The organism is Metasolibacillus sp. FSL K6-0083, from assembly GCF_038630865.1.
Classification (GTDB): Bacteria; Bacillota; Bacilli; order Bacillales_A; family Planococcaceae; genus Metasolibacillus; species Metasolibacillus fluoroglycofenilyticus.
The window spans coordinates 472,438-497,185 of sequence record NZ_CP152046.1 but is presented as its reverse complement, the minus strand read 5'-3'; the positions used below and the strand labels follow the sequence as shown (position 1 = coordinate 497,185).

The 24,748-nt window shown below is 35.1% G+C and carries 25 protein-coding genes and 1 pseudogene; 14 read left to right on the top strand and 12 right to left on the bottom strand.

Annotated elements, in window-relative coordinates; genetic code table 11:
• Positions 1–34 precede the first annotated feature (34 nt).
• Entirely contained in the window at positions 35–736 is a 702-nt protein-coding gene (locus tag MHB51_RS02295; protein WP_342558894.1) for an NAD-dependent deacylase, read from the bottom strand.
• 650 nt (positions 737–1,386) lie between these two features.
• Positions 1,387–2,826: a VWA domain-containing protein gene (locus MHB51_RS02290; protein ID WP_342558893.1), complete on the bottom strand. Its 1,440-nt coding sequence runs from the start codon at positions 2,824–2,826 to the stop codon at positions 1,387–1,389.
• Between the two features lie 667 nt (positions 2,827–3,493).
• On the opposite strand from MHB51_RS02290, the gene MHB51_RS02285 reads away from it, so the two are divergent.
• Positions 3,494–3,628 (top strand): hypothetical protein, encoded by a 135-nt coding sequence (locus MHB51_RS02285; RefSeq protein WP_342558892.1) that lies wholly within the window; start codon positions 3,494–3,496, stop codon positions 3,626–3,628.
• 638 nt (positions 3,629–4,266) lie between these two features.
• On the top strand, positions 4,267–4,446 hold the full coding sequence (locus MHB51_RS02280) for a hypothetical protein (protein WP_342558891.1): 180 nt from the start codon (positions 4,267–4,269) through the stop codon (positions 4,444–4,446).
• A 174-nt stretch (positions 4,447–4,620) separates the two neighbouring features.
• On the opposite strand, the gene MHB51_RS02275 is transcribed toward MHB51_RS02280, so the two are convergent.
• Together MHB51_RS02275 and MHB51_RS02270 are read right to left on the bottom strand one after the other, a co-directional pair.
• Positions 4,621–5,676 (bottom strand): cytochrome c class I, encoded by a 1,056-nt coding sequence (locus MHB51_RS02275; RefSeq protein WP_342558890.1) that lies wholly within the window; start codon positions 5,674–5,676, stop codon positions 4,621–4,623.
• Positions 5,673–7,013 carry a c-type cytochrome gene (locus MHB51_RS02270; RefSeq protein ID WP_342558889.1) on the bottom strand — a complete coding sequence of 447 codons (1,341 nt, stop codon included), beginning with the start codon at positions 7,011–7,013 and terminating at the stop codon, positions 5,673–5,675. Before MHB51_RS02270 ends, MHB51_RS02275 begins: the two co-directional genes overlap by 4 nt.
• Before the next feature lie 368 nt (positions 7,014–7,381).
• Between MHB51_RS02270 and MHB51_RS02265 the strand changes: the two genes are divergently transcribed.
• From MHB51_RS02265 to MHB51_RS02250, 4 genes are all read left to right on the top strand, one after another.
• Positions 7,382–8,056, top strand: coding sequence for a response regulator transcription factor (locus MHB51_RS02265; RefSeq protein WP_342558888.1), 675 nt, complete (start codon positions 7,382–7,384; stop codon positions 8,054–8,056).
• A gap of 2 nt (positions 8,057–8,058) precedes the next feature.
• Positions 8,059–9,471 carry a HAMP domain-containing sensor histidine kinase gene (locus MHB51_RS02260; RefSeq protein WP_342558887.1) on the top strand — a complete coding sequence of 471 codons (1,413 nt, stop codon included), beginning with the start codon at positions 8,059–8,061 and terminating at the stop codon, positions 9,469–9,471.
• Between the two features lie 2 nt (positions 9,472–9,473).
• Positions 9,474–10,040, top strand: a complete 567-nt coding sequence (locus MHB51_RS02255) for an SCO family protein (RefSeq protein WP_342558886.1) — start codon at positions 9,474–9,476, stop codon at positions 10,038–10,040.
• Positions 10,041–10,198: 158 nt separating this feature from the next.
• Complete coding sequence (locus MHB51_RS02250) at positions 10,199–11,557, top strand: PepSY domain-containing protein (protein ID WP_342558885.1); 1,359 nt, start codon at positions 10,199–10,201, stop codon at positions 11,555–11,557.
• A 91-nt stretch (positions 11,558–11,648) separates the two neighbouring features.
• Here MHB51_RS02250 and MHB51_RS02245 read toward each other — a convergent pair whose 3' ends face one another.
• The 6 genes from MHB51_RS02245 to MHB51_RS02220 are packed head-to-tail and all read right to left on the bottom strand — an operon-like array spanning position 11,649 to position 15,998.
• Positions 11,649–12,182 (bottom strand): TlpA disulfide reductase family protein, encoded by a 534-nt coding sequence (locus MHB51_RS02245; RefSeq protein WP_342558884.1) that lies wholly within the window; start codon positions 12,180–12,182, stop codon positions 11,649–11,651.
• Positions 12,179–12,865 carry an ABC transporter ATP-binding protein gene (locus tag MHB51_RS02240; protein WP_342558883.1) on the bottom strand — a complete coding sequence of 229 codons (687 nt, stop codon included), beginning with the start codon at positions 12,863–12,865 and terminating at the stop codon, positions 12,179–12,181. The genes MHB51_RS02245 and MHB51_RS02240 overlap by 4 nt, the downstream gene beginning before the upstream one ends.
• On the bottom strand, positions 12,862–13,659 hold the full coding sequence (locus MHB51_RS02235) for an ABC transporter permease subunit (protein WP_342558882.1): 798 nt from the start codon (positions 13,657–13,659) through the stop codon (positions 12,862–12,864). The genes MHB51_RS02240 and MHB51_RS02235 overlap by 4 nt, the downstream gene beginning before the upstream one ends.
• The gene (locus tag MHB51_RS02230; protein ID WP_342558881.1) at positions 13,656–14,108 is read right to left on the bottom strand and encodes a nitrous oxide reductase accessory protein NosL; all 453 of its coding nucleotides are present in this window, start codon (positions 14,106–14,108) and stop codon (positions 13,656–13,658) included. Before MHB51_RS02230 ends, MHB51_RS02235 begins: the two co-directional genes overlap by 4 nt.
• Entirely contained in the window at positions 14,105–15,352 is a 1,248-nt protein-coding gene (locus tag MHB51_RS02225) for a right-handed parallel beta-helix repeat-containing protein (protein ID WP_342558880.1), read from the bottom strand. The genes MHB51_RS02230 and MHB51_RS02225 overlap by 4 nt, the downstream gene beginning before the upstream one ends.
• Positions 15,342–15,998 (bottom strand): nitrous oxide reductase accessory protein NosL, encoded by a 657-nt coding sequence (locus MHB51_RS02220; RefSeq protein WP_342558879.1) that lies wholly within the window; start codon positions 15,996–15,998, stop codon positions 15,342–15,344. Before MHB51_RS02220 ends, MHB51_RS02225 begins: the two co-directional genes overlap by 11 nt.
• Positions 15,999–16,478: 480 nt before the next feature.
• On the opposite strand from MHB51_RS02220, the gene MHB51_RS02215 reads away from it, so the two are divergent.
• Both MHB51_RS02215 and MHB51_RS02210 read left to right on the top strand, forming a co-directional pair.
• Positions 16,479–16,811 carry a YolD-like family protein gene (locus MHB51_RS02215; protein WP_342558878.1) on the top strand — a complete coding sequence of 111 codons (333 nt, stop codon included), beginning with the start codon at positions 16,479–16,481 and terminating at the stop codon, positions 16,809–16,811.
• On the top strand, positions 16,804–16,932 hold the full coding sequence (locus MHB51_RS02210) for a hypothetical protein (RefSeq protein WP_342558877.1): 129 nt from the start codon (positions 16,804–16,806) through the stop codon (positions 16,930–16,932). Before MHB51_RS02215 ends, MHB51_RS02210 begins: the two co-directional genes overlap by 8 nt.
• A 26-nt stretch (positions 16,933–16,958) precedes the next feature.
• Here MHB51_RS02210 and MHB51_RS02205 read toward each other — a convergent pair whose 3' ends face one another.
• Entirely contained in the window at positions 16,959–17,840 is an 882-nt protein-coding gene (locus MHB51_RS02205) for an aminoglycoside phosphotransferase family protein (protein ID WP_342558876.1), read from the bottom strand.
• A gap of 289 nt (positions 17,841–18,129) precedes the next feature.
• Here MHB51_RS02205 and MHB51_RS02200 point away from each other — a divergent pair.
• The 5 genes and pseudogenes from MHB51_RS02200 to MHB51_RS02180 all read left to right on the top strand — a co-directional run.
• A pseudogene (locus MHB51_RS02200) lies at positions 18,130–18,649 on the top strand (Arm DNA-binding domain-containing protein); the annotation flags it as partial.
• 222 nt (positions 18,650–18,871) lie between these two features.
• Positions 18,872–19,501: a GntR family transcriptional regulator gene (locus MHB51_RS02195; protein ID WP_066162857.1), complete on the top strand. Its 630-nt coding sequence runs from the start codon at positions 18,872–18,874 to the stop codon at positions 19,499–19,501.
• 244 nt (positions 19,502–19,745) lie between these two features.
• A complete protein-coding gene (locus MHB51_RS02190) occupies positions 19,746–20,945 on the top strand; it encodes a glycine betaine/L-proline ABC transporter ATP-binding protein (RefSeq protein ID WP_066164389.1) in 1,200 nt (399 codons plus the stop codon).
• Positions 20,938–21,786 (top strand): proline/glycine betaine ABC transporter permease, encoded by an 849-nt coding sequence (locus MHB51_RS02185; protein ID WP_066162854.1) that lies wholly within the window; start codon positions 20,938–20,940, stop codon positions 21,784–21,786. The genes MHB51_RS02190 and MHB51_RS02185 overlap by 8 nt, the downstream gene beginning before the upstream one ends.
• Before the next feature lie 14 nt (positions 21,787–21,800).
• The gene (locus MHB51_RS02180; protein WP_066162851.1) at positions 21,801–22,673 is read left to right on the top strand and encodes a glycine betaine ABC transporter substrate-binding protein; all 873 of its coding nucleotides are present in this window, start codon (positions 21,801–21,803) and stop codon (positions 22,671–22,673) included.
• A gap of 233 nt (positions 22,674–22,906) precedes the next feature.
• Here MHB51_RS02180 and MHB51_RS02175 read toward each other — a convergent pair whose 3' ends face one another.
• Positions 22,907–23,977 (bottom strand): mechanosensitive ion channel family protein, encoded by a 1,071-nt coding sequence (locus tag MHB51_RS02175; protein WP_342558875.1) that lies wholly within the window; start codon positions 23,975–23,977, stop codon positions 22,907–22,909.
• A gap of 195 nt (positions 23,978–24,172) precedes the next feature.
• On the opposite strand from MHB51_RS02175, the gene MHB51_RS02170 reads away from it, so the two are divergent.
• Positions 24,173–24,676 (top strand): ferritin, encoded by a 504-nt coding sequence (locus MHB51_RS02170; RefSeq protein WP_066162849.1) that lies wholly within the window; start codon positions 24,173–24,175, stop codon positions 24,674–24,676.
• Positions 24,677–24,748 lie beyond the last annotated feature (72 nt).

The window sequence follows — 24,748 nt, the reverse complement described above, 5'->3', positions numbered from 1 at the left end:
TACATTTTATGTTAATACATCCAACTTGCGCAAGCTATAAGAGCTTATCAATGGCATTCAGCATTGCGCCAGCCTTGCCTGAAATCATCATATCGAAATGGCTATGCTCAATTTCTAAATTGATATAAACTGTTTTTCCATTTGTCATCAGTGGTAGCTGGCTAACCGGATAAACTTCCAGGCTTGTACCGATAACAATTACAAGCTGTGCTGCCTTCATATGAGATAATGTATTATCCCATGCTCGTTGCGGTAAGCTTTCCCCAAATAGTACGACATTCGGTCGCAGCTTACCACCACATGAACAAATCTCCTTTGCTAAAAAGTGGCTACTCTCAGCAATAGCCGCGCACCTTTGACAGCGTACCGAGCGAATAGAGCCGTGCAACTCATCTACATTAGCGCCCCCTGCCAATGTATGTAAGCCGTCAACATTTTGTGTCGCAATATGCTGAACGAGTCCTTGCTTCTGCCAATCCGCTAAAATATAGTGTCCCTCATGTGGTGCAATTTCATCTAACGCGTTCATTCGCGCTGAATAAAATCGATGAAAAAGGTCATAATTATGTGCCAATGCCTCAGTTGTGGCGACAGTGCGTGGGTCAATTTGCTGCCACCAGCCACTTTTAGAGCGGAAATCTGCTAACCCACTCTCTGTAGACATCCCCGCCCCTGTCAATACGACCGTATGCTGAGATGCCTTTAACCATTCGCTAATTTGCTGTAATCGCTCCATGACAAGCCCCCCTCACTTGAAGTTCATTTATTATTAATTATAACATCGTTAGCATATATTCGAGCAACGCGAAAAACCCTCTTCCTTTTTCACTTATACAGCAAATGCGTGCGCTTTAGTTCGCAATGATATACTGTAGATACCAATATTTTCAATATGCATAATATTGCATTTTGTAGTTGCAAATGCGATCATATCAGGCTTTTTCGCAAACTCCATATTTTAGAATTGCGCATGACCAAGTATGTTAAGGAATCAATTGAGGCTACTATTATAAAAATATGCATAGCGGCATCATAAGGAAGTTAGAATCTTCAATTTTAGAAAGGGATGGTTCTATCTGTTCTATTAAGCTCGTCTCGGTAATTAAACCGTTTGTGAATGTTTATAAAGGATAATTATGTCTTCGACAGGTTTTATCATCTCTCTAGATATTTCTTTTACATATATTTATATAATCGCATAAATGAAGGATGTTATCTAATACATGAGTCCTTCTGTGGTCAAGATGTGTGAATGGATGAACATCACTACGCATCTATAGAATTAGAAAAAGATCCCGCGGAGATCTTTCCCCGCTAGATCTTTTCTTACACCCTTATCCAGTTAACAAATGACTGGTTGAAATAATAAAAGGAGGCTGTCGCTAATCAATTGATCTCACTTAACAAATTTTCAAAAATTTGATCTACATCACTTTTTAGTTCTGTACTTTTTTTCTCGAATTCTTCCCTATATAGATCATTTTTATTTGAAATTTTATCTAATAATTGACTGTGAACATCATGAAAAACTTGTTTGTCTTCAAAATAGCCTTCAGAGTAATTGAGGGCATCCATCATTAACATCATGACGTCATATTCATCTTTTAATTGATGTTCCCACTCCCTAGACAGTTGGTAGATTGCATTATCAAGTTTTCCTCTTGCTGTAATTGCATCATCAATGGCATCAAGTTTTTGTATTTCCCAAGCATCAATAATCTTTTGAATAGATTTCATCGAATCAGCGAAAGCTTCTTTGTTCGAAACATGAATGTATTGACCTTGCCCTAAATCAGCAATTTGTTTTAATTGTTTTTGTCCATTCATATCAACATTAAATCCGATCACATTCACGATTGGTTTGATATTTGAGTTTCTCAAGTTTTCAACTTCACTTTCAGGGTTTCCTTCGCATGTTTCCACCCCATCACTAATTAAATAAATTAAGTTTGTATTTGTCTTACTCGAATAACTAGAGAAGTCCTTTGTAGATTGTTTTAAGCTCTCAGCGATTGGTGTCCACCCACCTGGTGTAATGCCATCTATTGTCGTTTTGATTTCATTTTTATTTCCTGATGCAATAGGATGATATAGTTTTGTATCTGAACATTTCCCTCCATTCACTGCATTTTTTCCACCGTATAGACGTAATCCGATGTTCACATTATCTGGTAGTTGATCAATAAATAGATTTAATTCCCTCTTTGCAATATCCATCATGGTTTCTCCATTAAGAACGTTTGCCATACTACCACTTGCATCTAAAATGATTAACACATTTAATTGTTCTTTAAAGTCTATCAAATTCCCGTTAATCATTGGTTTTCCAAACGATTCAAGAGCCATTTGGTCGAATATCAATTGGGGATCCTTATAATCTTCGGCTATTAAATAGTGGAGTGCACTAAGCCATTGATCTAAAAAGCCTTGTTCTTGTACTTGTTCTTTCGTAAAAGCAGGCAATGTTTCTAAAATGACTTCGACAAGTTCTTCATCGGTGAGTTGATTTTTCCCATCGAGCTTTGAGTTATATCCATTTCCGCTATAAGGTCCGACAGGATAAGAAACAATTTCATCAAAGTTCGTTGGCAGTGGCAATGCATCGGATACTAAAGTCTCTGTTTGAATTCCTACCGTTTCATTGGCCTCTTCTGTATTGTCTGTTGGTTGGTCATCCGCTTGTGTGTCTTCTACATCTGTTTGTTTGTGACTTTGTGTAGTTTCGCTCTCATTTTTGTCATTGTCATTGCCTGTGGTCTGATTACATGCCTGTAATATCAAGGTAAGTAAAAACACCAAAATAATTATTGTATTTTTGCTCTTCATTTAAACTTCCTCTCCTTAAATAATAGTAGCGAACAGCTATCAAAGTTATTTACGATTGGTTTGTCTGTTAGTTTCAAATTTTGCTCAAATAATTCTTAGGACCTACTTTTTAACCTGCTTTATGAGAGGGTGCTGAGCTAGATAATGCACATAAATCAGGATCATTATTTCTTAGTGCTAGTCACTCGTTCGATCATGAAAATTCAAACAAACATGTTTGTTAAAGTTAACACGTTTGTTTGAGTGACTGGCACCTTTTATTACGATTTCATTGTGTAGAAAGGACTGTACAATGCTCCATAATCGGGCATGTTTGTGAAAGACTATACCCCTGATTCCCCGCTAAAAAGACAGAGGAATAAGGTTTTTTTATCTTTCAAAATCCTTAACATTATAAATTAGCACTTTCCTGACGACAGCATTTGGTAAAATAGATGGCAGAAGTGATACATCTTATGCTCGTAATGGTCGTGAAGCATTAATCTTCAAATTACCCTTTAGGTGTTCGGCTATCTCTAATTAGAAGTCAAACATAAATATAAGTCTTTTGAGGCTGTCTCATAGCCATCAAGTTAAGAAAATAGGTTTAAAAATTTGCCAAAAGCGCTATTTAATTAGTACTAACTAAGAAAGGTGGCGCTTTTTTATGATGCCCTTAGACCAAGAAATGAAATTACTTTATCAAGAGCTTTTTACTCAACTTTCGGCTGATTCGATTACACAACTCGCAACAGAGATTGGTGATTTGTCATTTTTCTGTTGCCCAACAAGAAAAACGAATCGCTCGCATGAAAGAAATTGAACGAGTGAGGGGGCATTCGTTATCAGGAGAAAACGAATGCGATGAGTGCTTATGGAATTTACATGACAAATTTACCAGAGGCAATTACGAAAGAGGATATTTACCCAGATGTGTTGATTATGTAAATATTGTCTATTAATTAGCATGTTTTATTTAGAGGAAGCACCTTTTGTTAGGCATACACTCGTTGATTGGAGTGGAGGGGGCGACTCCATCGGGATCAGAGGTAGGGAGGCTAAAATCGCCGCGTCCTGCGGCAACGCCTCCATGACCAACTTCGTGTTGGCCTCGAGCTGAAAATCCATTTATTTCGGCGAATGCCGAAATAAATTAGTTGAAGCCGAACCCCGAGGAAAGCGTCCCCGCAGCGGAAATTAACGAATGACTAGGTTTTATCTGTAAAATAAAGGATAATCAACACACCTGATATTTACCAAATCTATTCCCTCCACTGACAAATCGAACTCCTGTTTAAAGTATGGAAATCGACAATGGCACTCCCCCACTGCAAACCAATGAAAATAGAGCGTTTCATCTGTTATTTTTATAGTCAATTGATTCGATTGATTTTGTGTACGATGGTGACGTATCAAATGCGTTATTTATTATGGGTCAAATCGCGAAAGGAGTTGAGCGAGATGAAAGGAATCGAGATGTTATTTGATAAATTAGAGGCGCTTTATTTGGCGATAAAAGAAGGTGCCGCATCTGTCGTTCAAACGCTCCTCTATATTTTCAGTCAAATGGAACGGCATGGCCTGAAATCGAGGAAAAAAGGAAAACCAACTTTCCAGCAACTCATCGGCACCCTCGAATAACTATTGAATCTATACCCGTTATTCAAATGATAAAAACACATCTATAAATGTAAAAAAATACATTGTAGGTGTTTTTCGTGGTGGCCGAAATAGAAAGATCTAACCCATTTATTTTGAAAATTAAATGGGTTAGATAAACTTGATGGCTATGGGACAGCCCCTTACTAAATTTTTTTATTCCCTATCAATTGTATCTTTTTTCACTTGAATTGTTTGCGGAGCTTCTTCTTTGTATGGCTTAATATATGTTTCTCTTAACTCGTGACGCATCCACCCCATTAAGCCCAATATAAAAACAAAAGTTAATACAGACATTATAAAATACTTTCGTTGATTATGCTTCATAAGCAAATAAAGTAAAAATAATAATAGCATTGTAAACAAAATGGATGCCATTAATAGACCTGTTAGTAATAAGTCTTCCCCCATATAAAGCAATCGAATTTCAGGTTCAAAGTTCATTAATAACCAAAAACCAGTAAAAAATTGCAAAGCAGTTGTACCAATCATTACTTGCAGACCCAATCTCTTACCTTGTTCTTTCATTGCTTCATCAGTTTTATCTTTTGTTCCAGCTTTTTGAAGGCGGTTGTTCCAAAAATATAGATAAAACCCTGCAATTGCAAAGCTAGCCATTATAAAATGAAAGTAACGTTGCCAAATTTGAGGATAATAAATTAAACTATAGAAAAAACCTTTTGACCCTTCCCACATATCTGGATATAGCATTGAAACTACAGTAACTATAAAAATAAGGGGAACAAAGAGAAGGAGTGAACTTCCCATTGCTCCAATTAATACATGAATACGTTTTCTACTAATATGTTGCATTTTATCCCAAGTAAATTTATACGTATATAGAAATAAAAATGCAACAATAAGAATAATCAGTAATGATATCCATGCTTTCCCTATTAATATCATTGCTGGATAGAAATACTGAGTATAAATAACGCTAATTAACAACAATGGAGCAATCCCTAATACAACAGCAATACTCTTTAAAACCGAAGTATGATTTGCTAATTGATACGCTAAAAGGTCATCTTCTTTTCTCCCAGAATAAATTCCCTTTATTTCTTGAAATACAGCCATTGCCGATGAACCAACTGTTATATTTACAAATAGTATGTGAAGCAAAAAGCTGACGATGATTAATATTTCAAAAAAACCTACACTGCCTGGAATAGCAAGATCTAAATCCTTAGGCACTATTGATTGCAAAATCATTTTGATTCCTCCTCTGACTTAATCTCACTATTATTAGCTTCACCTGTTACTTTTCGTAAATAACGTGCCAAAGCCTCTCTTTCTTCATCAGTCCCTACAAACGGTGGCATAAAAGGCCTTGTTTCATGTAAAGTTTTAATATACTGATCAATATTTTCTTCTGTCCATCCATTTAAACGATTGGCAAATGCACGTTTACCACGCCATCCATCTATAGTATGACAAGATATACATTGTCCTTTATATATTTGTTCCCCTGCCTCATATACATTCTCTTCGGTTACTTCTTTGATAGTTGCGAAAGTTGAATTCGTTAAGTAACCTTCCTCATTATATTTTTCCACATCTTTTTCTTTCACTCCATTTGCGTACATATAATCATAAATAATATAAGGTTTACGAACGGATTCACGAACCATTTCAAACTCTGCTATAAAACCCATGGATGAAAAAAATACTGCTATTGCTAAAACAATAGATACTTTATCTGGTCTCCCGATTATCCATATTCCAAAGATAATAAAAGCAAATAAACCTAAATAATTTATCATCATAAAAATATCTTTCGACATACCAGTTGACCAAATTATTTGATTGTATGCTTCATCAGGAATTGCAATTAAATACCAAATTCCTGATAATATTAATAAAGGTAAACTAATATTGTATATTTTCCCTAATAATAGGAATACATCCTTTTTTAAAATTTCCGACTTAATAAATAGTCTAATAAATATGGATACTAATGAAACTGCTAAAACCAATGCAAGGAATGTACGAAATGCCAAGGAGGGTAAATATGGTGGACTAAGAAACGCATACCAAAATGAAAAGTCCTCCGACCACCCTGGAGTAAGTTTAGCTGTGAGTATACCTGTAATAATCATTGCCGTTAACCATCCAAAGACCACTAATACGATTCCAATTCGGTTATGAATATATTGCTTTACACCCGTCCATCGATCCCATGTATAAAAATAAAATAATAGTAGTATTACTTCACCCACAAAAACTAGCCACTCTACGAACCATGGGATAAAATATATACGTAGTAATGAGCCGATAGAATCTGGTTGGATAATCGTTGTACTAACCCATATTCCAACACCCGTAACTGCCCCAACTGTTGTTGTTATAATTAATATCCATTTACTGAACATTCTCGCTAAATTAATTAGTCCTTCATTTTTATTTTTTATACCTACATATTCCATTGAAACCATTAATGCCGTTGCTCCAATGGCAACACCATGACTAACAACAACATGTACTATTGCGATGATTGCTATAACTGTACCATTTCCCAACCAAGGGAATTCCACAACAGGAAAATTCATTTTCCATTACCCCCCATTTCATATTAACCTAAATTAACCAAATAATAATATGTCCTTTAATGTTCAATTGGAAAAAGTATTTTACTCCTCCCCCCAATCAAATTACAACCGCTATCTCACCACTCTTTCGTCAATATAGAAAGATAGTACACTATAGATATGAATTCATTGTGAGGTTATTTCGAAAATACAGTTACAAATAATCTAAGCACGTTTGAAAAATTTAATTATTTTTCTATTCTAAAATTTCATATAAATCTAATTAAGTATTGAAAATTTATGATCAAACACCCTACTTCACACACAATTCACATTTTTATCCTATAATCAAAAATTATATATATTCATTTTCGAAATGAGGTAATTATATGAATCGAAAGATTATTATGGTAATTGACGACGAAGATCAAATGAGGAAGATGGTACGAACTTTTTTAGAGAAAGATGGGTATAAAGTTGTTGAAGCAACAAATGGCTCTCATGCTCTTTCGTTATTAGACGAAACAAAACCAGATTTACTGTTAGTTGATGTAATGATGCCTTTTATGGACGGTTTCACATTTGTGCAAGAAGTTAAACGAATTTCAATGACTCCTACTATTTTTTTATCAGCAAAAGGAGAAGAATGGGATAAAATTCATGGACTAAAATTAGGTGGAGATGATTATATAGTAAAACCGTTTCTTCCTGGAGAACTTCTTGCTAGAATAGAGTCCGTGCTTAGACGGGCATATAGCAAAAAAGGCGAATCTGATGTTTTCATAATAGGTCCACTTTTAATTAATCACAAATCCTATCGAGTAAAAATAAATGATAGGATACTTTCTTTAACACGAAAAGAATTTGGCTTACTTAATATTCTTGCAAGAAATAGCGGACGTGTATACTCAAGAGAACAATTATTAAATCTCGTGTGGAGTGATGACAATAAAAGCAGCCAAAGAACAGTTGATACTCATATTAAGACGTTACGATTAAAAATGGGGGACTATGGTTATTTAATTGAAACGGTATGGGGAATCGGTTATAAATTTGAGGTGTAAAAATGAGAAACCTTACATTTAACAGAAAAATATTGCTCATATTCATCTTTAGCATTGGTTTTTCTGTTCTATTTTCCTTTTTATTTATTCATTATTTATATTCTAAATTATATGTTTCAAGTATAGAAGAATCTATCATCCACCAAGGTAAACGAACAGCTTCACATTATCATTATGGTGAATTAAGTGAGGAAATTATAAAAAAAATCCAATGGTATAATGTTGTTTCCGAATTTAAAATTATCGTTGTTGATAATTTGGATGATTTACCCTCTTATTTCCCTTATAAAGTAAATTACGAAAATCTTATCAATTCTCACGATCAGTCTGAATTGGAGCAAGGGAAATATGTAATGAAAGAAGGATTTGTTGACGAATTAAATCGTGAAATATTAGGGGCTATTTTCCCAATAAAAGGAACAATGGGTCTAATTGGATTTATATATATATATGTACCACTCGAAGCCATTCAAGATGTATTTAAAGAAAGTATTCCTATTTTACTTGTCGTTGGCTCTTTGTTTTTTTGCACCTTCTTTTTAATCATTACTCTTGTTTGGAAATCAATATTCAAACCTATCAAAGATTTACAACGACTCTCGGAAAAAGTTTCAATGGGAAACTATTCAAATATTATACAAACTAATCGTCAAGATGAGATTGGTCAATTAATTAAAGCATTTAATAAAATGTGCCTATCATTAGGGCAAATGGAAGAACGTAAAAAAGAATTCACGACAAATATTGTTCACGAATTACGGACACCTCTTACCTATATTGGAGGATATACAGAAGCATTGAAACAAAAAATATACACCTCTTCTGAAGAAGCAAATAACTATTTAACAACGATACAAAAAGAAACAGAGCGTTTAAGCAAATTAATCAATGATTTAGTTGATTTGAATTATTTACAAGACAACTCATATTCAACAAATATGCAACCAATTGCAATTGCACAAGTATTATTAGATACTATTGATTTTTTCGAAATTCTTTTAAGGGAAAGTAATTTACAAGTAAAACTTTCTATTGAAGAAGACCTTATTATATTCGGTGATTCACAACGAATTCATCAAGTATTCTATAACGTAATAGATAACGCTATTAAATATTCGTTACCATCAGGTATTATTTTAATTAAATTAAAAAAGATAAATAAAGTCATTCAATTTCAAATAACTAATGGAGGAATGATAATTCCAAAAGAAGATATCGAACGAATCGGAGAACGCTTTTTCCGCACCGATAAAGCTAGGAATCGTATAACTGGAGGAACTGGATTAGGATTATCCATTGTAAAAGAAATTGTCCGGTTGCATGAAGGCAAATTTACTATCTCAAGTCTTCAATCAACAGGGACAACTGTTACAATACAATTACCTTACCTTAATATAGAGGGAGTAGAAAATTAGTTATGAAAATCCGTTATATAATTTATTTTGTTGTCTGTCTATTCATTTTATCAGCTTGTAGTGAAAAACACCCCTCCAACAATAAGATTGACTCATTTTCATTTATTAATCAACATGAGAAGCCATTTGGAACAGAAGATTTAAAAGGTGAAATTTGGGTTGTTAGCTTTATTTTCACAAATTGTCAAACGGTTTGTCCACCTATGATGTTTGAAATGGCATCCCTACAAAAAAAATTGATGGAAAAGGGCTTAAAAGTTGAATTCGTCTCATTTACCGTAGATCCCGATCTTGACTCGCCAGTTGTGTTAAAGGAGTATTTAAAGCAATTCACCAGTACTGAAACAAATTGGCATATGTTGTCAGGATACTCACAAGAAACGATTGAAAAATTTGCAAGAGAACAATTTCAAACAATAGTTCAAAAAACTAACACTTCTAATCAAGTTATTCATGGAACAAATTTTTATCTAATAGATAAACAAGGCTATATAATAAACGAATATAATTATACTGATGAATCCTATGTTGAAGAAATAATTAAAGGAATTAAAAAAATAGATAAATAATGCATAAGTAATATGACTGTAACATATTTAGGAATTTCTATACTAACAATAAAAATTTTTCTTTTTAAACATAATTTCTCCTTAAAATTATCATTCAAATTTCACATCTGTAATGTATATTTTTCATGTAAGAGAAATTATACATTGCAGGAGGCTTTATGAAAAATTTATACAATCGGTTTTGGCGATGGCATTTTTTCGCTGCATTATTTATTACCCCGTTGTTGCTTACATTAACAATTAGTGGTATGGGTTACTTATTTTACCCGGAAGTGGAAAAAAAACTATATGCGGATTCCTTCTTTGAAGATAGTGACAAAACAACAAAACTTACAATTGACGAAGGGATTGAGCAAGCAAAGGGAGCCTTTAGTGACTATTCTCTGAGTAAAATCATTATGTTAGACGAGCCGTATAATACTCGTTTAACTATGACTAACAGTGAAGGTGAACAAAAATATGTATTTTTAGATGATAACAATCAAATTGTAGGCAGTCAGGATGCAAATTATACATTCTCAAATGTCTTACGAAATCTACATAGCTCCTTGTTCGTAGGTGGAACATTTGTCAATTATCTAGTAGAATTAGCTGCTTGCTGGGCTATTTTTTTATTACTTTCAGGTCTTTATATGACATTTAGAAAGAAGTTGTTCAAGAAAGCAAAGACAGAAACTACGCGCATTCGCTCCCGTAGATGGCATACTCTAGTTGGCGTAATTATCACGATTCCTATGGTTGCTATTATTTTCACAGGTTTACCATGGTCAGCATTGATGGGAAACTTTATCTATACAGCGGCACAAGAAAATCCATCTATAGGTTTCCCTGAATTACAGCAAAGTCCACCAACATCTGAGATAAATGAGATTCCATGGATTACACGTAAAAATGAAATGCCAACCTCAAATGCTTCAGGTCATTCAGGTCATGGAGAACATTCAGGCGCTGTCGATTACACGAATGAAAATGCATTATCTATAGAAGAATTAATCGGACATATTGAAAATGAAAATATTCCAAAGCCTTACTCTATTATTTTACCTGGCTCTGAAGAAGGTGTTTTTACAGTTGCTAAAGGCTCGGGCACAGGTGTTACAGGGTTAGATGTCAGCCCGGATGAGGAAGTTACAAATTATTTCGACCAATATAGCGGCACACTTATTTCTTCTGTCGGTTACGAAGAATATGGGGTTTTAGGAAAATGGTTCACATGGGGCATCCCCCTTCACGAAGGACATTTATTTGGTTGGCCAAATAAAATCATCAATTTGCTTGTCTGTTTAGCCTTCTTATATTTAATTTATCTTGGATTCAAAACATGGCTATTACGTAAACAAAAAGGGATACTTTCTGCCCCCCCTCCAGCGAAAGAAATTTCTATTCCCTTTTATATTTTCGTTGTTTTATTGGGCATTATTATGCCACTCTTTGGTATTTCTTTGATTCTCGTTGTTTTAATTGAGCTGATTCTCTGGATTTCAAAAAGTCGTGAGACATCTTTAAAAGAGAGCTAATAAGGTGAGGCTTCCATCAATGGTGGACTTACCGTTAAAGCGAGATAAATTTAAAAATCCGGCGCTAGAGCCATAAGCGCCTGATTTTTATTTATAATTGTCCCAAAATATTATCTATATAAGCCTCATCAATTGGCCCATAAACTTCATGAACAATTTCGCCATTTGCACTTAAAAATACTGTTGTTGGTATGGTAAATCCACCAAACCGCTTTCTGATTTCACCTGTCTCATCAAATAAGATAGGCAAATCCCACCCTTTATTGTTAGCATATTTAGTTACTGCTGCTATACTGGCCTCAGTATCAGTTGCGTTAATTGCCACAATATGTGCATCTTGATTTGTCGCATAGTAATTTTGCAATCGTGGCATTTCCTCATTACAAGGACCACACCATGTTGCCCAGAACGCAAGGACAACTGGTTTCCCTAAATAATTGTATAATGCTTTTTTTTCACCTAATAGGTTAGGTAGTTCAAAGTTTTGCACTGCTCTATTAGAGAGCACTATATCTGACGTGTTCGTTTGTTCTTGAATGGTCTCTTTTTCATATGAAGATAGATAATTAAGTAATAGCAGTGTAATTAAAATGCAAATAACTCCACCTGAAAGTAAATTTTTCAAAGGGCGTCCTCCTTTAAATACAATTTCATCCATATTGATTCTAATGAATTCTCAGCATATTGAAGCTTTAGATTAGAGATATTACCAGAAGCAAGGATTTTCCCATTGTGAATAAAAATGACTTCATCTGCTATTTCTTCAACCATTGATAGCAAATGAGTCGAATATAAGATTAATTGACCCTTATTTTTCTCTTCGTTTAAAATTGATTTCACCCTGTTAATCCAATACGGGTCTAGCCCGTTAGTAGGCTCATCTAAAATATAGACATCACATTCTCCTAACAAGCTTTGTGCAAAGTTTAAACGCTGTCTCATTCCTTTTGACAATTCGCTTGTAAAGCTATTTTTATGGTCAAATAAATCAACTCGCTTCAAAATCTCATTTTGACTTTCTTTTGTAATTCCTTTTAATTTTCCTAACAACTCAATAATCTCACCCACTTTTAATGTAGTAGGAAAATTAAGGTCATCAGGCATATAGCGCACCTTTCCTTTAGGAATACCCATTATTGTGCCACTATCTACAGGTAATTGACCCATAATTAATTTCATAATGGTGCTTTTTCCAGCACCATTCTCCCCTACTAATGCGATAATCTTCCCGCTTGTCAACTGGTAGGTCACAGGACCGATTTTTCGCCCTTTACGATATTTAACAACTACTTCTTGTAGCTCGATCATTTAAAGTTCTCCTTACGTTTTAGCTTAAAATAGGCCAAACAAAGTGGAATGAACCACCACAATGCAGTGATACCTATCATGAGAAATATGCCGATAGTCGTTTCATAAAACTGTGTTAAATAATAAAACGACTTGCCTAAAATGCCAGTTTGTTCAATCTGAATCAAGTAAATATAGCGTAGCCACTCAATAATATTTAGATAAACGTGCGCATAGATAACATTTTTATAAACATACTTAGGGATAATTGTGCCAATCGCCATTACGATATAGTTACTTAATAATGTTAAAATTGCCCATATAGCTAGACTAAAGCCTAAAGCTTGTAAACGGTGTATGGAGAAAGAGCCAATCATTACACTCATAGCGCTAAAAACAACAATAATAACAACTGTTAGTATAAAGAAATACATATCTATATGAACGCCACCAAAGAAAGCTCCTATAATTAATATAACTGCCTCTGTAGTAGCTAAGGCAAATAAGAATATAGTTACTAATGCAGCATATTTAGCAGCTAAATAATGCGTAATACTGACCGAATAAGATCGAATTAATTGATACCAACCTGATTCAATATCAGCAGCAATACTCATCGATCCAATTGTCAAGATAAATAAAGGAAACAAAAAAAGTAATAGATTTAATATCGAGGCTTGAAAACGGTCGAATCCACTTGTGTCAACATTTAATTGCTGTAACATTAAGATGGAAACAAATAACACAATAAAAATACAGAGCAGCATATAAATCCATTTGCTTCGAAAAAGCTGCTTTACTTCGGATATAATCAATGCTCATGCACACCCCATTTAAACGACGTTACTAACTCATCATAGGTAAGAGCCTTCCCGGCCCCATTTTCTTGCTCGTAAATAGTCGCATCCCCAATCGATGCAAAAGCTAGTACACCATAATTCATTGGTGTCCAATAATTCTGATTGTATATATAGGCGGCCGCTTTTACATCAACCCATTCCTGCTTATCATTTGATTTAATATACGCTACTGCTACTTCTTTCTCTGGCTCTCTTAAGTATTCAATTAAACAACCTAAATCGTCAAACACTAGATGATCATTGTTTTTAAAAATTATTTGCCCTGCATAATCTGGATGTGTGATGCCCATATTGCATACAACACAAATATCAGTTTCTGGGTCAATTTTACGTGGTTCAATTGACTGCTTTGAGCAACCGATTAACAAAAATCCCATAACCACTAATAAAATAATTTTTTTCATTTTAATCTCCTCCAACTAAATATTAATAAAACTAATAAACTAATGCCTATGCTAAAATGATTTAATGAGAAGGATAACTGCCATGCCTGTCTCTCTTGACTCACAGGCATCATATCGACGAGAGTATTCTCTTCAGCTATGTTTTTATCCATCTTATTTAATAACTCAGTCGCTGTATTTCCAATAAAATATTGATAATGTTCATTTTTTAAAACCCATTTACCAAAAGTAGAAGTGGCGATGTATTCACTATCACCATAACCATCCCCATCAAAATCTTCACCGCCATAATCATCATAAGTATTAGCTAATAATTTAATTCCTTCAGAACCACTTGAGGCGACTAATACATTGCCATAAAGTTTATTTTTTGTAAAAAGTATATCTTTTGGCTGCATATTTTTTAAAACTAGTAAATTACTTGCGATGATATTTTCAGACATATTTACTGATTCCGCCTGTTGAAATTGGACAGCAATCGAATTTTCACGAATTGTATTATGTATAATGTTCACGTTCGATGATTGATACAAAGTTAAACCTGAACTATTTAAAGAGTTTTGCTGTTTAATCGAATTACTTTCTATAATTACCCCATCCACCATCATCGCCATAATACCCGTTATATGATGAGCATAATCATTACCTATTAGCTTGATATCGTTACCGTACATGATATGAGTTCCATAGCGTCCATGAGTAATTTTATTTCCTTCAATTATCACACCCATGCTTCCTTCTAAATAAATTCCATCTTGTACTTGTGTAACAATACTATGGTTAATATAAATATCTTTTGAATTATATAGTGAAATACCGTGACTCATTTTAGAATAATGATTTGATTCTCCTGCAATATCCACTTTAGTAATTTTACTATTTACGACACCATCAAAATAAATAGGGAACTTATCGGTACGAAAAGTGCTTTCCGTTATTTTAATGTTTTTAACTTTTCTAGCAACTATACCTCGTTGACCTAAAAATTGAATACCTTTAATCTCTACATCATCAGACATTATTTCTATCTTTCCCAAAAGTGCAACATTTTTATTTCCATTAATACTGATTGCTTTGTCTATAATTATATTTTCTGAATACTGACCTGGAATTAGTTCTAAAACTTCACCTGCTTGAAGGTTATCAATCTGCTGTTGTAAAGTTTGAGCATATGCAGGTGATGGAAATCCAACTATGCAGAAAAAAAGGGCACATAAAATGCCCTTTTTTCTATTAATGCCCATTGTGATCTTCAGATTCATCATGATCCTCACCGTGATGGTCAAGGTCTCCATGCTCTCCATGTCCCCCCTCTTGCATCATTTTTTCATAGCGTTCTTTTGCTGCTTGTTTCACTACTTCTAATGCTTCAATTTTTGCAGTCTGGTTTTCTGAAATATATGTTTTTGCATCTTCTTCATAAGCAAAGAATATATAACCCCAATTCATAGGTGATTTAATATCAGTTTTGACTACGGTTGCTTCCTCGACATTAATCCAGTTTAATGTAATATAGTCTCGTACAAATTTTTCGTTAGATTGATTATGAGCTAACTCTGCATTTAATAAACAGCCAATATCATCATAAAATGCGATTGTACCGTCTGGTTTTACAGCTTGTGCAGAAAATACCCCTAGCTCATGCTCCTTTGTGTATACTTTCATATTACAAATTTCACAAATCGTATCCTCTGTTGGTTCTTGTAGACGGTTATCAATCTCCCATTCTGCTGTGGCTGCTAAATATGTAACTTCATTCTTTGGTTGTTCTGATACGACCTCTTCTTGTTTTGAGTCTTGTTCAATCTCTGTGCCTGTTCCCGTTGTACTATCATCATTACACGCATAAAGAGCTAGTATAAATGGAACAACTAAAAATAGTTTCTTCATTTCTTTACCTCCAAAATAATTAATGTCACTAGACATTTATACTCTACTATTAAAATGTGAAGGAAATTAGAAATATAAATGACAATAATCGTTATATTGTGTGAAATAAATGAGATATTTTCATTCCAGACTAAATTTCTGGATCTAAGTCAAGATTTCTGACACGCAAAAGTTAAGTTTTTATAATCGGCAACCACCATTTACGGAGTGTTCTACATTCCGTGTAGAGCCTGAAATCCATGGGGGTGCGCCAAAAATATGAAGGGGATAGATTGTTCAAGCCCCAGGTTTTATGAAGCAACTCGGCATATACTTTTGCATTCTTCAAGCATTAGGAAACCTACGGCTCCGTGAATCCCCCTGCACTTATACCAACCTTTAATATATTTAAATAGCACGACTCTAGCTATCTCATAATTTTCATAGAGCGTGCGATAAACTTCTTCTTTTTCAATGTCGCTTAGCATAGGAGTGATTTTTTTGATACGTGATCGAGGTAATATAAAGTGGACATCGATGATGTTACCTAAGCATCTAGCGTTGATTAAACAATTAAAGCAAGAAGAAAAACAGCAGCCTAAAGAGTTTGCTGAATGGGAATTAGAAGAATTACAGCAAACAATAGAAAAGGCTTATGCACTTCAGGTAAATGTTGAATTGCTTCTATGGAATAACGAGCAATTTGAACAGCCTATCGGCACTATAAAAAGCATTAACATAAAAACTTTGATTCTTGAAACATCGACTAGTGTAAAAAAGATACCACTCCAAAACATTCAGTCTGCTCGATTAGTAGTTGATTTTTATGATTAACTTTGAACAGCGTAATCTTTTGCATAAGCTTTTATTACTAGACCTTGCCATTAAATCTTTACAGCATGACCATAAATATGTGGAGCAATGTAAATTGAAATATGAGGAAGGATTTTATTAACAGATTGGAAGTATGACAATTCTCTTTTAACTATCACTCATTCGTAAAAAATCGTTTAAATATGCTAAATTCTCCTGTAAAAAAGCTTGATGCTTTTCGATACCTCTTCTTTTACACCAACCAATTGAATTAAAAGCATCGGTAAAGCGATAAAACGGTAAAACCTCTTGTAAGTCAATAAGTGGACGAATGGACTCATAGCCCTTTTGATACGCTTCCCTTGTCCCTGGATATTTCATGAATATATCGCGATTAATTTTTGTAAAGTCCATTTCGACTGCGCCAATTCGGACACTTTCAAAATCAATAATGCCAACTACTTGGTTTTCATGAACTAAAATATTACCTGGGCGAAAATCCATATGTATAAAGCTAGGTCCGTCAGGAGATGGAAGTAGGTTTAGTTGATGTTCAAAATGCTTCAATGATTGTTCGTATAAACGAGGATCAATCACTTCTTTAACATCTTCTGCAAAGGAATAAAACAGTCGCTTAATAAACGCAGTCCATTGACCATATACGTTGGAAACGGAACTTTTGAAATCTTGCTCATTTGGAATAATTGCATGTAGCATTGCGTGGTGTACTCCGATATCATAAGCTAAAGCTGTATCGACCTTCTCTGTAATCGGCGCACCGTTGATTGCGGATAATAATAAAGCACCAGTGACCTCCTCATTCCCTTCCCAATAGTCTAACAGTTCTGGTACAGGTAGCTCATTGCGTAAACGTTTAAGTACAGTATACTCCAGTTCAAGTTTTGCTTGGGAATAAGGAATTTTTATATATACCGTACGATGATTAATTAACCTGATTTTATATACAGTCGAACTAAAAGACTGAGGAACGTTATCGACCGCTAACACATTCAACTTAAATTTATCTATTACTTGTTGCAACAAATCCATTCGAAAAACCCCCATTTCTGTTCCGCTTATCTTTTTCACATTCTCTAATAATAATATATTTACATTATTATGGGAAGTCTTATTCCATTAAATGACCTTTTTGTATTGAGTGACTCATATTTTAAAATAACTTTATTATCTCTGTATAGGGAAAACTTATTTCATATAAGAAAACCATTTCTTATGCGCCCTCTTTTATCTATAATACAAAGTAGCGGCATATTGTTGCCAAATTTCATTAAACTATTTTGTTCCTTACATGCCGCCAAACTTGAAAGGAATGGTAATAATGAAGTTGTTTAAATCTACAAAAGGGCCTGAAATATATTATTATTTCAATGCGAAAGGTGAAAATTGTGGATGTACCGCCATAAGTTTTATGATGCTACTGGAAAACGGAAAGAAAAGAAAAAAAGTAGCTTCAAAACAGAAAAGGCAGCGTTGAAAGCCCTACTGAAAGTGAAGGCTGCAACGCTGCGAGTGAAACAAAACATATTGAACATGATAACATAACTGTAGCAGAATGGCTTGAAATAAATAAAAACAAATGGAAAAAGACTACACTAATACAGTGTGAATTAGCTGTTAAAAACCATATGAAGCCGTTGTTAGGTCATTACAAGCTTAAAAAGTTGAATCGTGCGACTTATCAAACAAAATATATTAACGAATTAGAAAGGAAATTTAAGCCAGGAACGGTAAAATTGCTTCATAGCCTTTTTAAAATTGCTATTAATGCAGCAATAGAGGAAGAAATCCTTGCACGTAATCGATTTATTAAAATTGTAATAAAAGATGAAGATACAATTGCATCAAAGGCAAAGATTAATTTCTTAACACCTATGGTCATGTTATGTAAGAATTGGAACAACAGTCTGTAGCCATTTTTAGTGATACACTACAACTATAAGGATTGGGGCTAAAAGTGGGGCTAATTCCTTTTAGAAGCTACTTAACTGCTTATAAATCAATGACTTAAGAACACATCTATATTTTATAGATACAAGCATATAATGAAAGAGGCAAGCTAGATGGAAACAAAAAAATTACAAATTAGAAAGCCAAGATATCAAACAATCGCAGAGGATATTGCGGCAAAAATTGTTGAAAAAAAATATATTATCGGTGAAAAAATTTATGCACGCTCATCGCTTGCATCACAATATGGCGTGTCAGCCGAAACAGCTCGTCGCGCAATCGCAGTGTTACAGGATTTAGAAATTGTTGAAGCGACAAAAGGTAGTGGTGTTGTTATTACCTCCTATGAAAATGCCGTAAAGCTTATACAGCGACTTGAAGGTGTTCAAACGGTTCGTGAGCTGCAAACAGCTTTACAGCAAAGCATTGAAAATCAAATTAATGATTTAGTAGCATTGCAACAAACGGCGAAGGAATTGATAAATCGCACAGAGCGTTTCCGCTCCATCGACCCTTTTGTCCCTTTCCAGCTTGAAATTACATCTTCCTGTCCGTATTTATCTAGAAACTTAAGCGAAATTAATTTTTGGCAAAATACACATGCTACAATTGTAGCGATTCGTAATAATGAAAATCTTATTTTATCACCAGGACCGTATGCAACACTTAATACTGGCAATGTTATCTACTTTATTGGCGACGATGAGGCAATTGTTAAAGTAAAAGATTTTCTACAAATTTAAGCCCTATAAATATTCCTATCAATGTAGTTATACCACTGGATGGTAAGCTATTTTAATAAAAGTCTAACAGGTCGTTTTGCCTGTTAGACTTTTTCAATTTCGTTACATATGTTTGACAAAAGTAACAACTCATTGTTAACATTAGGTTGTCGGTTTTTATATAATCTATTTATCTACTTATTTGGTAAAAGGGGGTAGATAAAGAATTCCCACGAAAATTTATTTGGAAAGAAGAAGTGAAATGATGGAAAAATTAAAGGTAGAGCATGTCACCAAAATTTTTGGCAAACAGACTACAAATGCATTAAAGCTTGTCGAGCAGCAAAAAAGCAAAACAGAAATTCTTGAAAAAACGGGTGCAACTGTCGGTGTGTATGATGCCAATTTCACCGTTAATGAGGGTGAAATTTTTGTTATTATGGGGCTTTCAGGCAGTGGTAAATCAACTCTTATCCGTTTGTTAAATCGGCTGATTGACCCAACTAGTGGAAAGGTTTATATTGATGGACAAAATATTACCTCTTTAAGTAAAGGTGAACTTCAAAATATTCGCCGTGAAAAAATGAGCATGGTATTTCAAAACTTCGGTCTATTCCCCCACCGTACAATCCTTGAAAATACAGAGTACGGCTTAGAAGTAAGAGGAGTTTCCAAAGAGCAAAGACGATTGAAAGCAGAAAAAGCTTTACAAAATGCAGGCTTATTAGCATATAAGGACCAATTTCCTAGCCAGCTATCAGGAGGTATGCAGCAGCGTGTCGGTCTTGCACGCGCATTAGCAAATGACCCTGAAATTTTATTAATGGATGAAGCCTTTTCTGCACTAGATCCATTAATTCGCAAAGATATGCAGGACGAATTATTAGAGCTTCAGTCAAATGTTCAGAAAACGATTATTTTTATTACCCATGACCTTAATGAGGCATTGCGTATCGGTGACCGCATAGCCATTATGAAAGACGGAAAAATTATGCAAATTGGCACTGGTGAGGAAATTTTAACGAATCCAGCTAATGACTATATCCGTACATTTTTAGAAGATGTTGACCGTTCAAAGGTATTAACAGCAGAAAATGTAATGGTACGTCCAATGACTATTAATATTGAAAATGATGGACCGAAAGTTGCCCTACAGCGTATGCGTGAGGAGGAAATAAGCGTCTTAATTGCGGTTGATAGGCTACGCCAATTTAAAGGCTATATTACAGCAAATGATGCATTAGAGGCCGCTAAAAACGGGCTGAAAACAGTGCAATCATTTGTCAAAACAGATATGCCTACAGTGGATTCCTCAACTTTAATTCAAGATATTTTACCGATTATATCGGACTGCCCAACACCTGTTGCGGTTGTCGATGAAGGTAAACTACGCGGCATTTTAATACGTGGTGTCATTATCGAATCACTTGCCTCATCATCACAAGGGGGTGAGTCGAATGAGTAATTTATTAAATAATATCCCAAAAATTCAAGTGGCAGGCGCCGTTGAAAAAACAATGGATTGGCTAACGAGCACATTTTCTGGGTTGTTTAAAATTATACAAGAGAGCGGTAAATCTGTGATGGAAAGTGTGACAGCATTACTTACAGCTGTTCCCCCTGTCCTATTTATTTTACTTGTTGCAATACTTGCCTTTTTTGCTACGAGAAAAAAATTCGGCTTGCCGATTTTCTCTATTATCGGTTTGCTATTTATTTATAATCAAGGGTTATGGGAGCAATTAATGAATACATTTACCCTTGTACTTTTTTCAAGTATTATTGCCATCGTGCTTGGCGTACCAATTGGGATTTTAATGTCTAAAAATAATATTGCAGAAAATAGCATTAAACCGATTCTGGATTTCATGCAAACAATGCCCGGCTTTGTTTACTTAATTCCAGCCGTAGCCTTCTTTGGCATCGGTGTCGTACCGGGTGTTTTCGCCTCTGTTATTTTCGCACTCCCCCCTACTGTACGTTTTACAAGCTTAGGTATTCGTCAAGTACCGAAAGAGCTTGTTGAAGCCGCCGATTCATTTGGTAGTACAGGGACACAAAAATTATTCAAAGTGGAATTACCACTTGCTAAATCAACGATAATGGCGGGTATTAACCAAACTGTTTTATTATCTTTATCGATGGTTGTCATCGCTTCAATGATTGGTGCACCGGGTCTAGGTCGTGAAGTACTATCTGCCCTGCAGCGTGCACAGGTAGGAAACGGCTTTGTCGCAGGATTAAGTTTAGTTATTTTTGCGATTATCGTAGACCGTTTAACACAAAGTTTAAACCAAAAGAAATAGGAGTTGTTTAAAACATGAAGAAGAACAAATGGTTTTTAGGATTAACAGCAATAAGTGCAGCGGTAGCATTGGCTGCATGTGGAGATGGTTCATCATCTAGCGATGGTGATAGCTTAGGTAAAATTAATTTAGCCTATGTTGAATGGGACACAGAAGTTGCTTCAACGCATGTTGTTGGGCAAGTGTTAGAGGAAATTGGCTATGATGTTACATTAACACCATTAGACAACGCTATTATGTGGGAGTCTGTCTCAAAAGGTGAAGCAGATGCGATGGTAGCAGGTTGGCTCCCAGCAACGCATGGTGCACAGCTTGAGAAATATGGTGATAATCTTGAGCATCTTGGGGAAAATTTAAAGGGTGCTAAAATTGGCTTAGTCGTGCCAAGCTATATGGAAGTAAGCTCAATTGATGATTTGACAGTTGAAGCAAGCTCTACAATTACAGGTATCGAAGCTGGTGCTGGTGTGATGAGCGCTACAGAAACTGCACTTAGCAGCTATCCTAACTTAGCAGACTGGTCATTGCTTCCATCATCTTCAGGTGCGATGACAGTTGCACTTGACCAAGCAATTTCAAACAATGAGGAAATTATCGTTACAGGCTGGTCACCACACTGGAAATTTGCCTCTTATGACTTAAAATATTTGGAGGACCCAAAAGGTGCCTTTGGTGGCGAGGAAACAATTAATACATTTGCACGAAAAGGTTTAGAGCAAGATGCACCTGAAGCGTATAAGGTGCTAGATGCCTTTGAATGGGCTTCAGAAGATATTGAAGAAGTGATGCTTGCTATTAACAATGGAGAAAATCCAAAAGATGCAGCAAACGATTGGATTGAAAAGAACCGCGATAAAGTAGATGCATGGATTAAAGATGTAAAATAATAAATACAGCGGGGAGCGTCTGAAAAATCATTTTGAGATGCTCCCTTTGCGACGAGTAATCGCAGGTACAAGTAATTTTAGCAATTATTTAATATAGGAAATGGAGCTGTTCGAAAAGATGTACACTTTTCGAACAGCTCCTTTCACTAATATTTCCTCATTAAAATTGAGAGTGCTTTCTTTGAAAACAAGTAAAACGGGAATTTGCTAGCTACTGGCATTTTATTCTGCGTTCACATTTGTATCCAAAGCTCATCCTCTGCATACTCTATTCCTGCCTGCTCGAAAATTTGCTGTGTTGCGAATAAAATATCCTGCTTCACTGCTTGCATCTGTCCCCCGTCATTTGTCGCCACGAAAAAGCGTACGAGTATGCGGTAGGATGTCGGTCGTAGCTCATCCACATAAACATGAATAACTTCCTTTTCCGTATCTTTATGTAAATAAATTTGCTGCTGTAAATGCTCACATACTTCACGCAAAATCGCTTCACTATTTGCAGTAGATACGTATAAATAATATTCGCATTTGCGCTTCTGCCGCTTTGATAAATTGTAAATAGGACGATTGGCTAAATAGGCATTTGGAATATATACTAGCCCCTTATCTCCTGTTTGAATAACCGTACTTCTTAAATTAACATCTTCCACGATACCCTCAATTTTCTGGTCCTCTGTCGCTACCCAATCACCGATTTGAAATGGTTTATCAAGTGCGACGGACATGCCTCCGAAAAAATGACCGAGCGTATCACGAATACCGAAGGCAATCGCTACCCCCGTCAACCCAATCCCTGTTAAAAAGCCGTTCACATTGAAATTCCATAGTGAAGCAATTGCAAAGAGCGCAACGACATAAATCGTTACTTTGCCAATACGTAGGAAAAATGGCATTAAAATATGCTGTTGCTCTGGCTTTTGCTGTGCATAGATACTTTGTGGATGCTCAATATAATGAGAAATGACATCAGCAATTCCCTTAAACATGAAAAACAGCATAAATGACCAAAATAGATTTGTTGTTTTCGGATGTGTAATTAGCCATTTATCTAAAATAATAGAGGCACTTATAAAAACAATGCAGATGACAAAAGCAAATCGAATAGCACTGCTAAACTGCGTAATAACTCTCGCTTCAAATTCTTTACCACGCTTTTCAAACAATTGCCCTGACCATTTAATAAAAGGCTTAATTATATATTGCTGAACAACTATACCAGCAAATAATAAAGCGATGGCAGCGCCGATACTTGGTAATGTGACATTTTGCAAATCAAGAAAAAACTGATGAAATGTTGCAAACATAAGCTACATCCTTTCTAACTTTGAAAGCATTTGCTGAATCAAGATAATAGCATTATAGGCGCTCATTTGGCAAGGAGCTTTATCTATTTCAAAGGAAAAGTAGAAAAAGCTTGCCTTCATTACTAAAAAAAGGCTAAAATATACTTATTGATAACCATTATCAATTAAAAATCCCTAATTGAGGAGGAAGCGAATATGTTGTCAGAAAAACTACACAAAGCCTTAAATGAACAAATGAACTATGAATTTTTTTCGGCCCACGCATACTTAGCAATGGCTGCTTATTGCACAGACCAAGCGTATGATGGCTTTGCTAACTTCTTTTTAGTACAAGCAGAGGAAGAGCGTTTCCACGCGATGAAATTTTACACATTTTTAAGCGACATGGGCTACCGCGCAACAATCGATGGCTTTGAAAACCCACATAATGATTTTTCTTCCGTGTTAGATTCGTTTGAAAAGGCATTGGCACATGAGAAGGAAGTAACGCGTCGCATTTATAATTTAATGGATATCGCTTTAGATGAGCGCGAGCATGCAACTACGGCATTTTTAAAATGGTTTATCGATGAGCAGGTTGAAGAAGAAGCATCTTTCGACACACTTATCGCGAAACTACGCCGCATTGAAAACGACTCTAACGCAATTTTCATGCTAGATGCGGAATTAGCAAACCGCACATTTACACCTGAAGCATAATGAATTTTTAAAAAAATTGTCTGAAAAGCGAGTGGCGAACGCATTGCTTTTCAGACCTCCCAAAAATTGTGT

Bases quoted from the DNA above. Each gene is read 5' to 3' on its own strand.
- MHB51_RS02295 (WP_342558894.1), bottom strand. From the start codon at position 736: ATGGAGCGATTACAGCAAATTAGCGAATGGTTAAAGGCATCTCAGCAT.
- MHB51_RS02290 (WP_342558893.1), bottom strand. From the start codon at position 2,826: ATGAAGAGCAAAAATACAATAATTATTTTGGTGTTTTTACTTACCTTG.
- MHB51_RS02285 (WP_342558892.1), top strand. From the start codon at position 3,494: ATGAAATTACTTTATCAAGAGCTTTTTACTCAACTTTCGGCTGATTCG.
- MHB51_RS02280 (WP_342558891.1), top strand. From the start codon at position 4,267: ATGAAAGGAATCGAGATGTTATTTGATAAATTAGAGGCGCTTTATTTG.
- MHB51_RS02275 (WP_342558890.1), bottom strand. From the start codon at position 5,676: ATGATTTTGCAATCAATAGTGCCTAAGGATTTAGATCTTGCTATTCCA.
- MHB51_RS02270 (WP_342558889.1), bottom strand. From the start codon at position 7,013: ATGAATTTTCCTGTTGTGGAATTCCCTTGGTTGGGAAATGGTACAGTT.
- MHB51_RS02265 (WP_342558888.1), top strand. From the start codon at position 7,382: ATGAATCGAAAGATTATTATGGTAATTGACGACGAAGATCAAATGAGG.
- MHB51_RS02260 (WP_342558887.1), top strand. From the start codon at position 8,059: ATGAGAAACCTTACATTTAACAGAAAAATATTGCTCATATTCATCTTT.
- MHB51_RS02255 (WP_342558886.1), top strand. From the start codon at position 9,474: ATGAAAATCCGTTATATAATTTATTTTGTTGTCTGTCTATTCATTTTA.
- MHB51_RS02250 (WP_342558885.1), top strand. From the start codon at position 10,199: ATGAAAAATTTATACAATCGGTTTTGGCGATGGCATTTTTTCGCTGCA.
- MHB51_RS02240 (WP_342558883.1), bottom strand. From the start codon at position 12,865: ATGATCGAGCTACAAGAAGTAGTTGTTAAATATCGTAAAGGGCGAAAA.
- MHB51_RS02230 (WP_342558881.1), bottom strand. From the start codon at position 14,108: ATGAAAAAAATTATTTTATTAGTGGTTATGGGATTTTTGTTAATCGGT.
- MHB51_RS02225 (WP_342558880.1), bottom strand. From the start codon at position 15,352: ATGGGCATTAATAGAAAAAAGGGCATTTTATGTGCCCTTTTTTTCTGC.
- MHB51_RS02220 (WP_342558879.1), bottom strand. From the start codon at position 15,998: ATGAAGAAACTATTTTTAGTTGTTCCATTTATACTAGCTCTTTATGCG.
- MHB51_RS02210 (WP_342558877.1), top strand. From the start codon at position 16,804: ATGATTAACTTTGAACAGCGTAATCTTTTGCATAAGCTTTTATTACTA.
- MHB51_RS02205 (WP_342558876.1), bottom strand. From the start codon at position 17,840: ATGGATTTGTTGCAACAAGTAATAGATAAATTTAAGTTGAATGTGTTA.
- MHB51_RS02195 (WP_066162857.1), top strand. From the start codon at position 18,872: ATGGAAACAAAAAAATTACAAATTAGAAAGCCAAGATATCAAACAATC.
- MHB51_RS02190 (WP_066164389.1), top strand. From the start codon at position 19,746: ATGGAAAAATTAAAGGTAGAGCATGTCACCAAAATTTTTGGCAAACAG.
- MHB51_RS02185 (WP_066162854.1), top strand. From the start codon at position 20,938: ATGAGTAATTTATTAAATAATATCCCAAAAATTCAAGTGGCAGGCGCC.
- MHB51_RS02180 (WP_066162851.1), top strand. From the start codon at position 21,801: ATGAAGAAGAACAAATGGTTTTTAGGATTAACAGCAATAAGTGCAGCG.
- MHB51_RS02175 (WP_342558875.1), bottom strand. From the start codon at position 23,977: ATGTTTGCAACATTTCATCAGTTTTTTCTTGATTTGCAAAATGTCACA.
- MHB51_RS02170 (WP_066162849.1), top strand. From the start codon at position 24,173: ATGTTGTCAGAAAAACTACACAAAGCCTTAAATGAACAAATGAACTAT.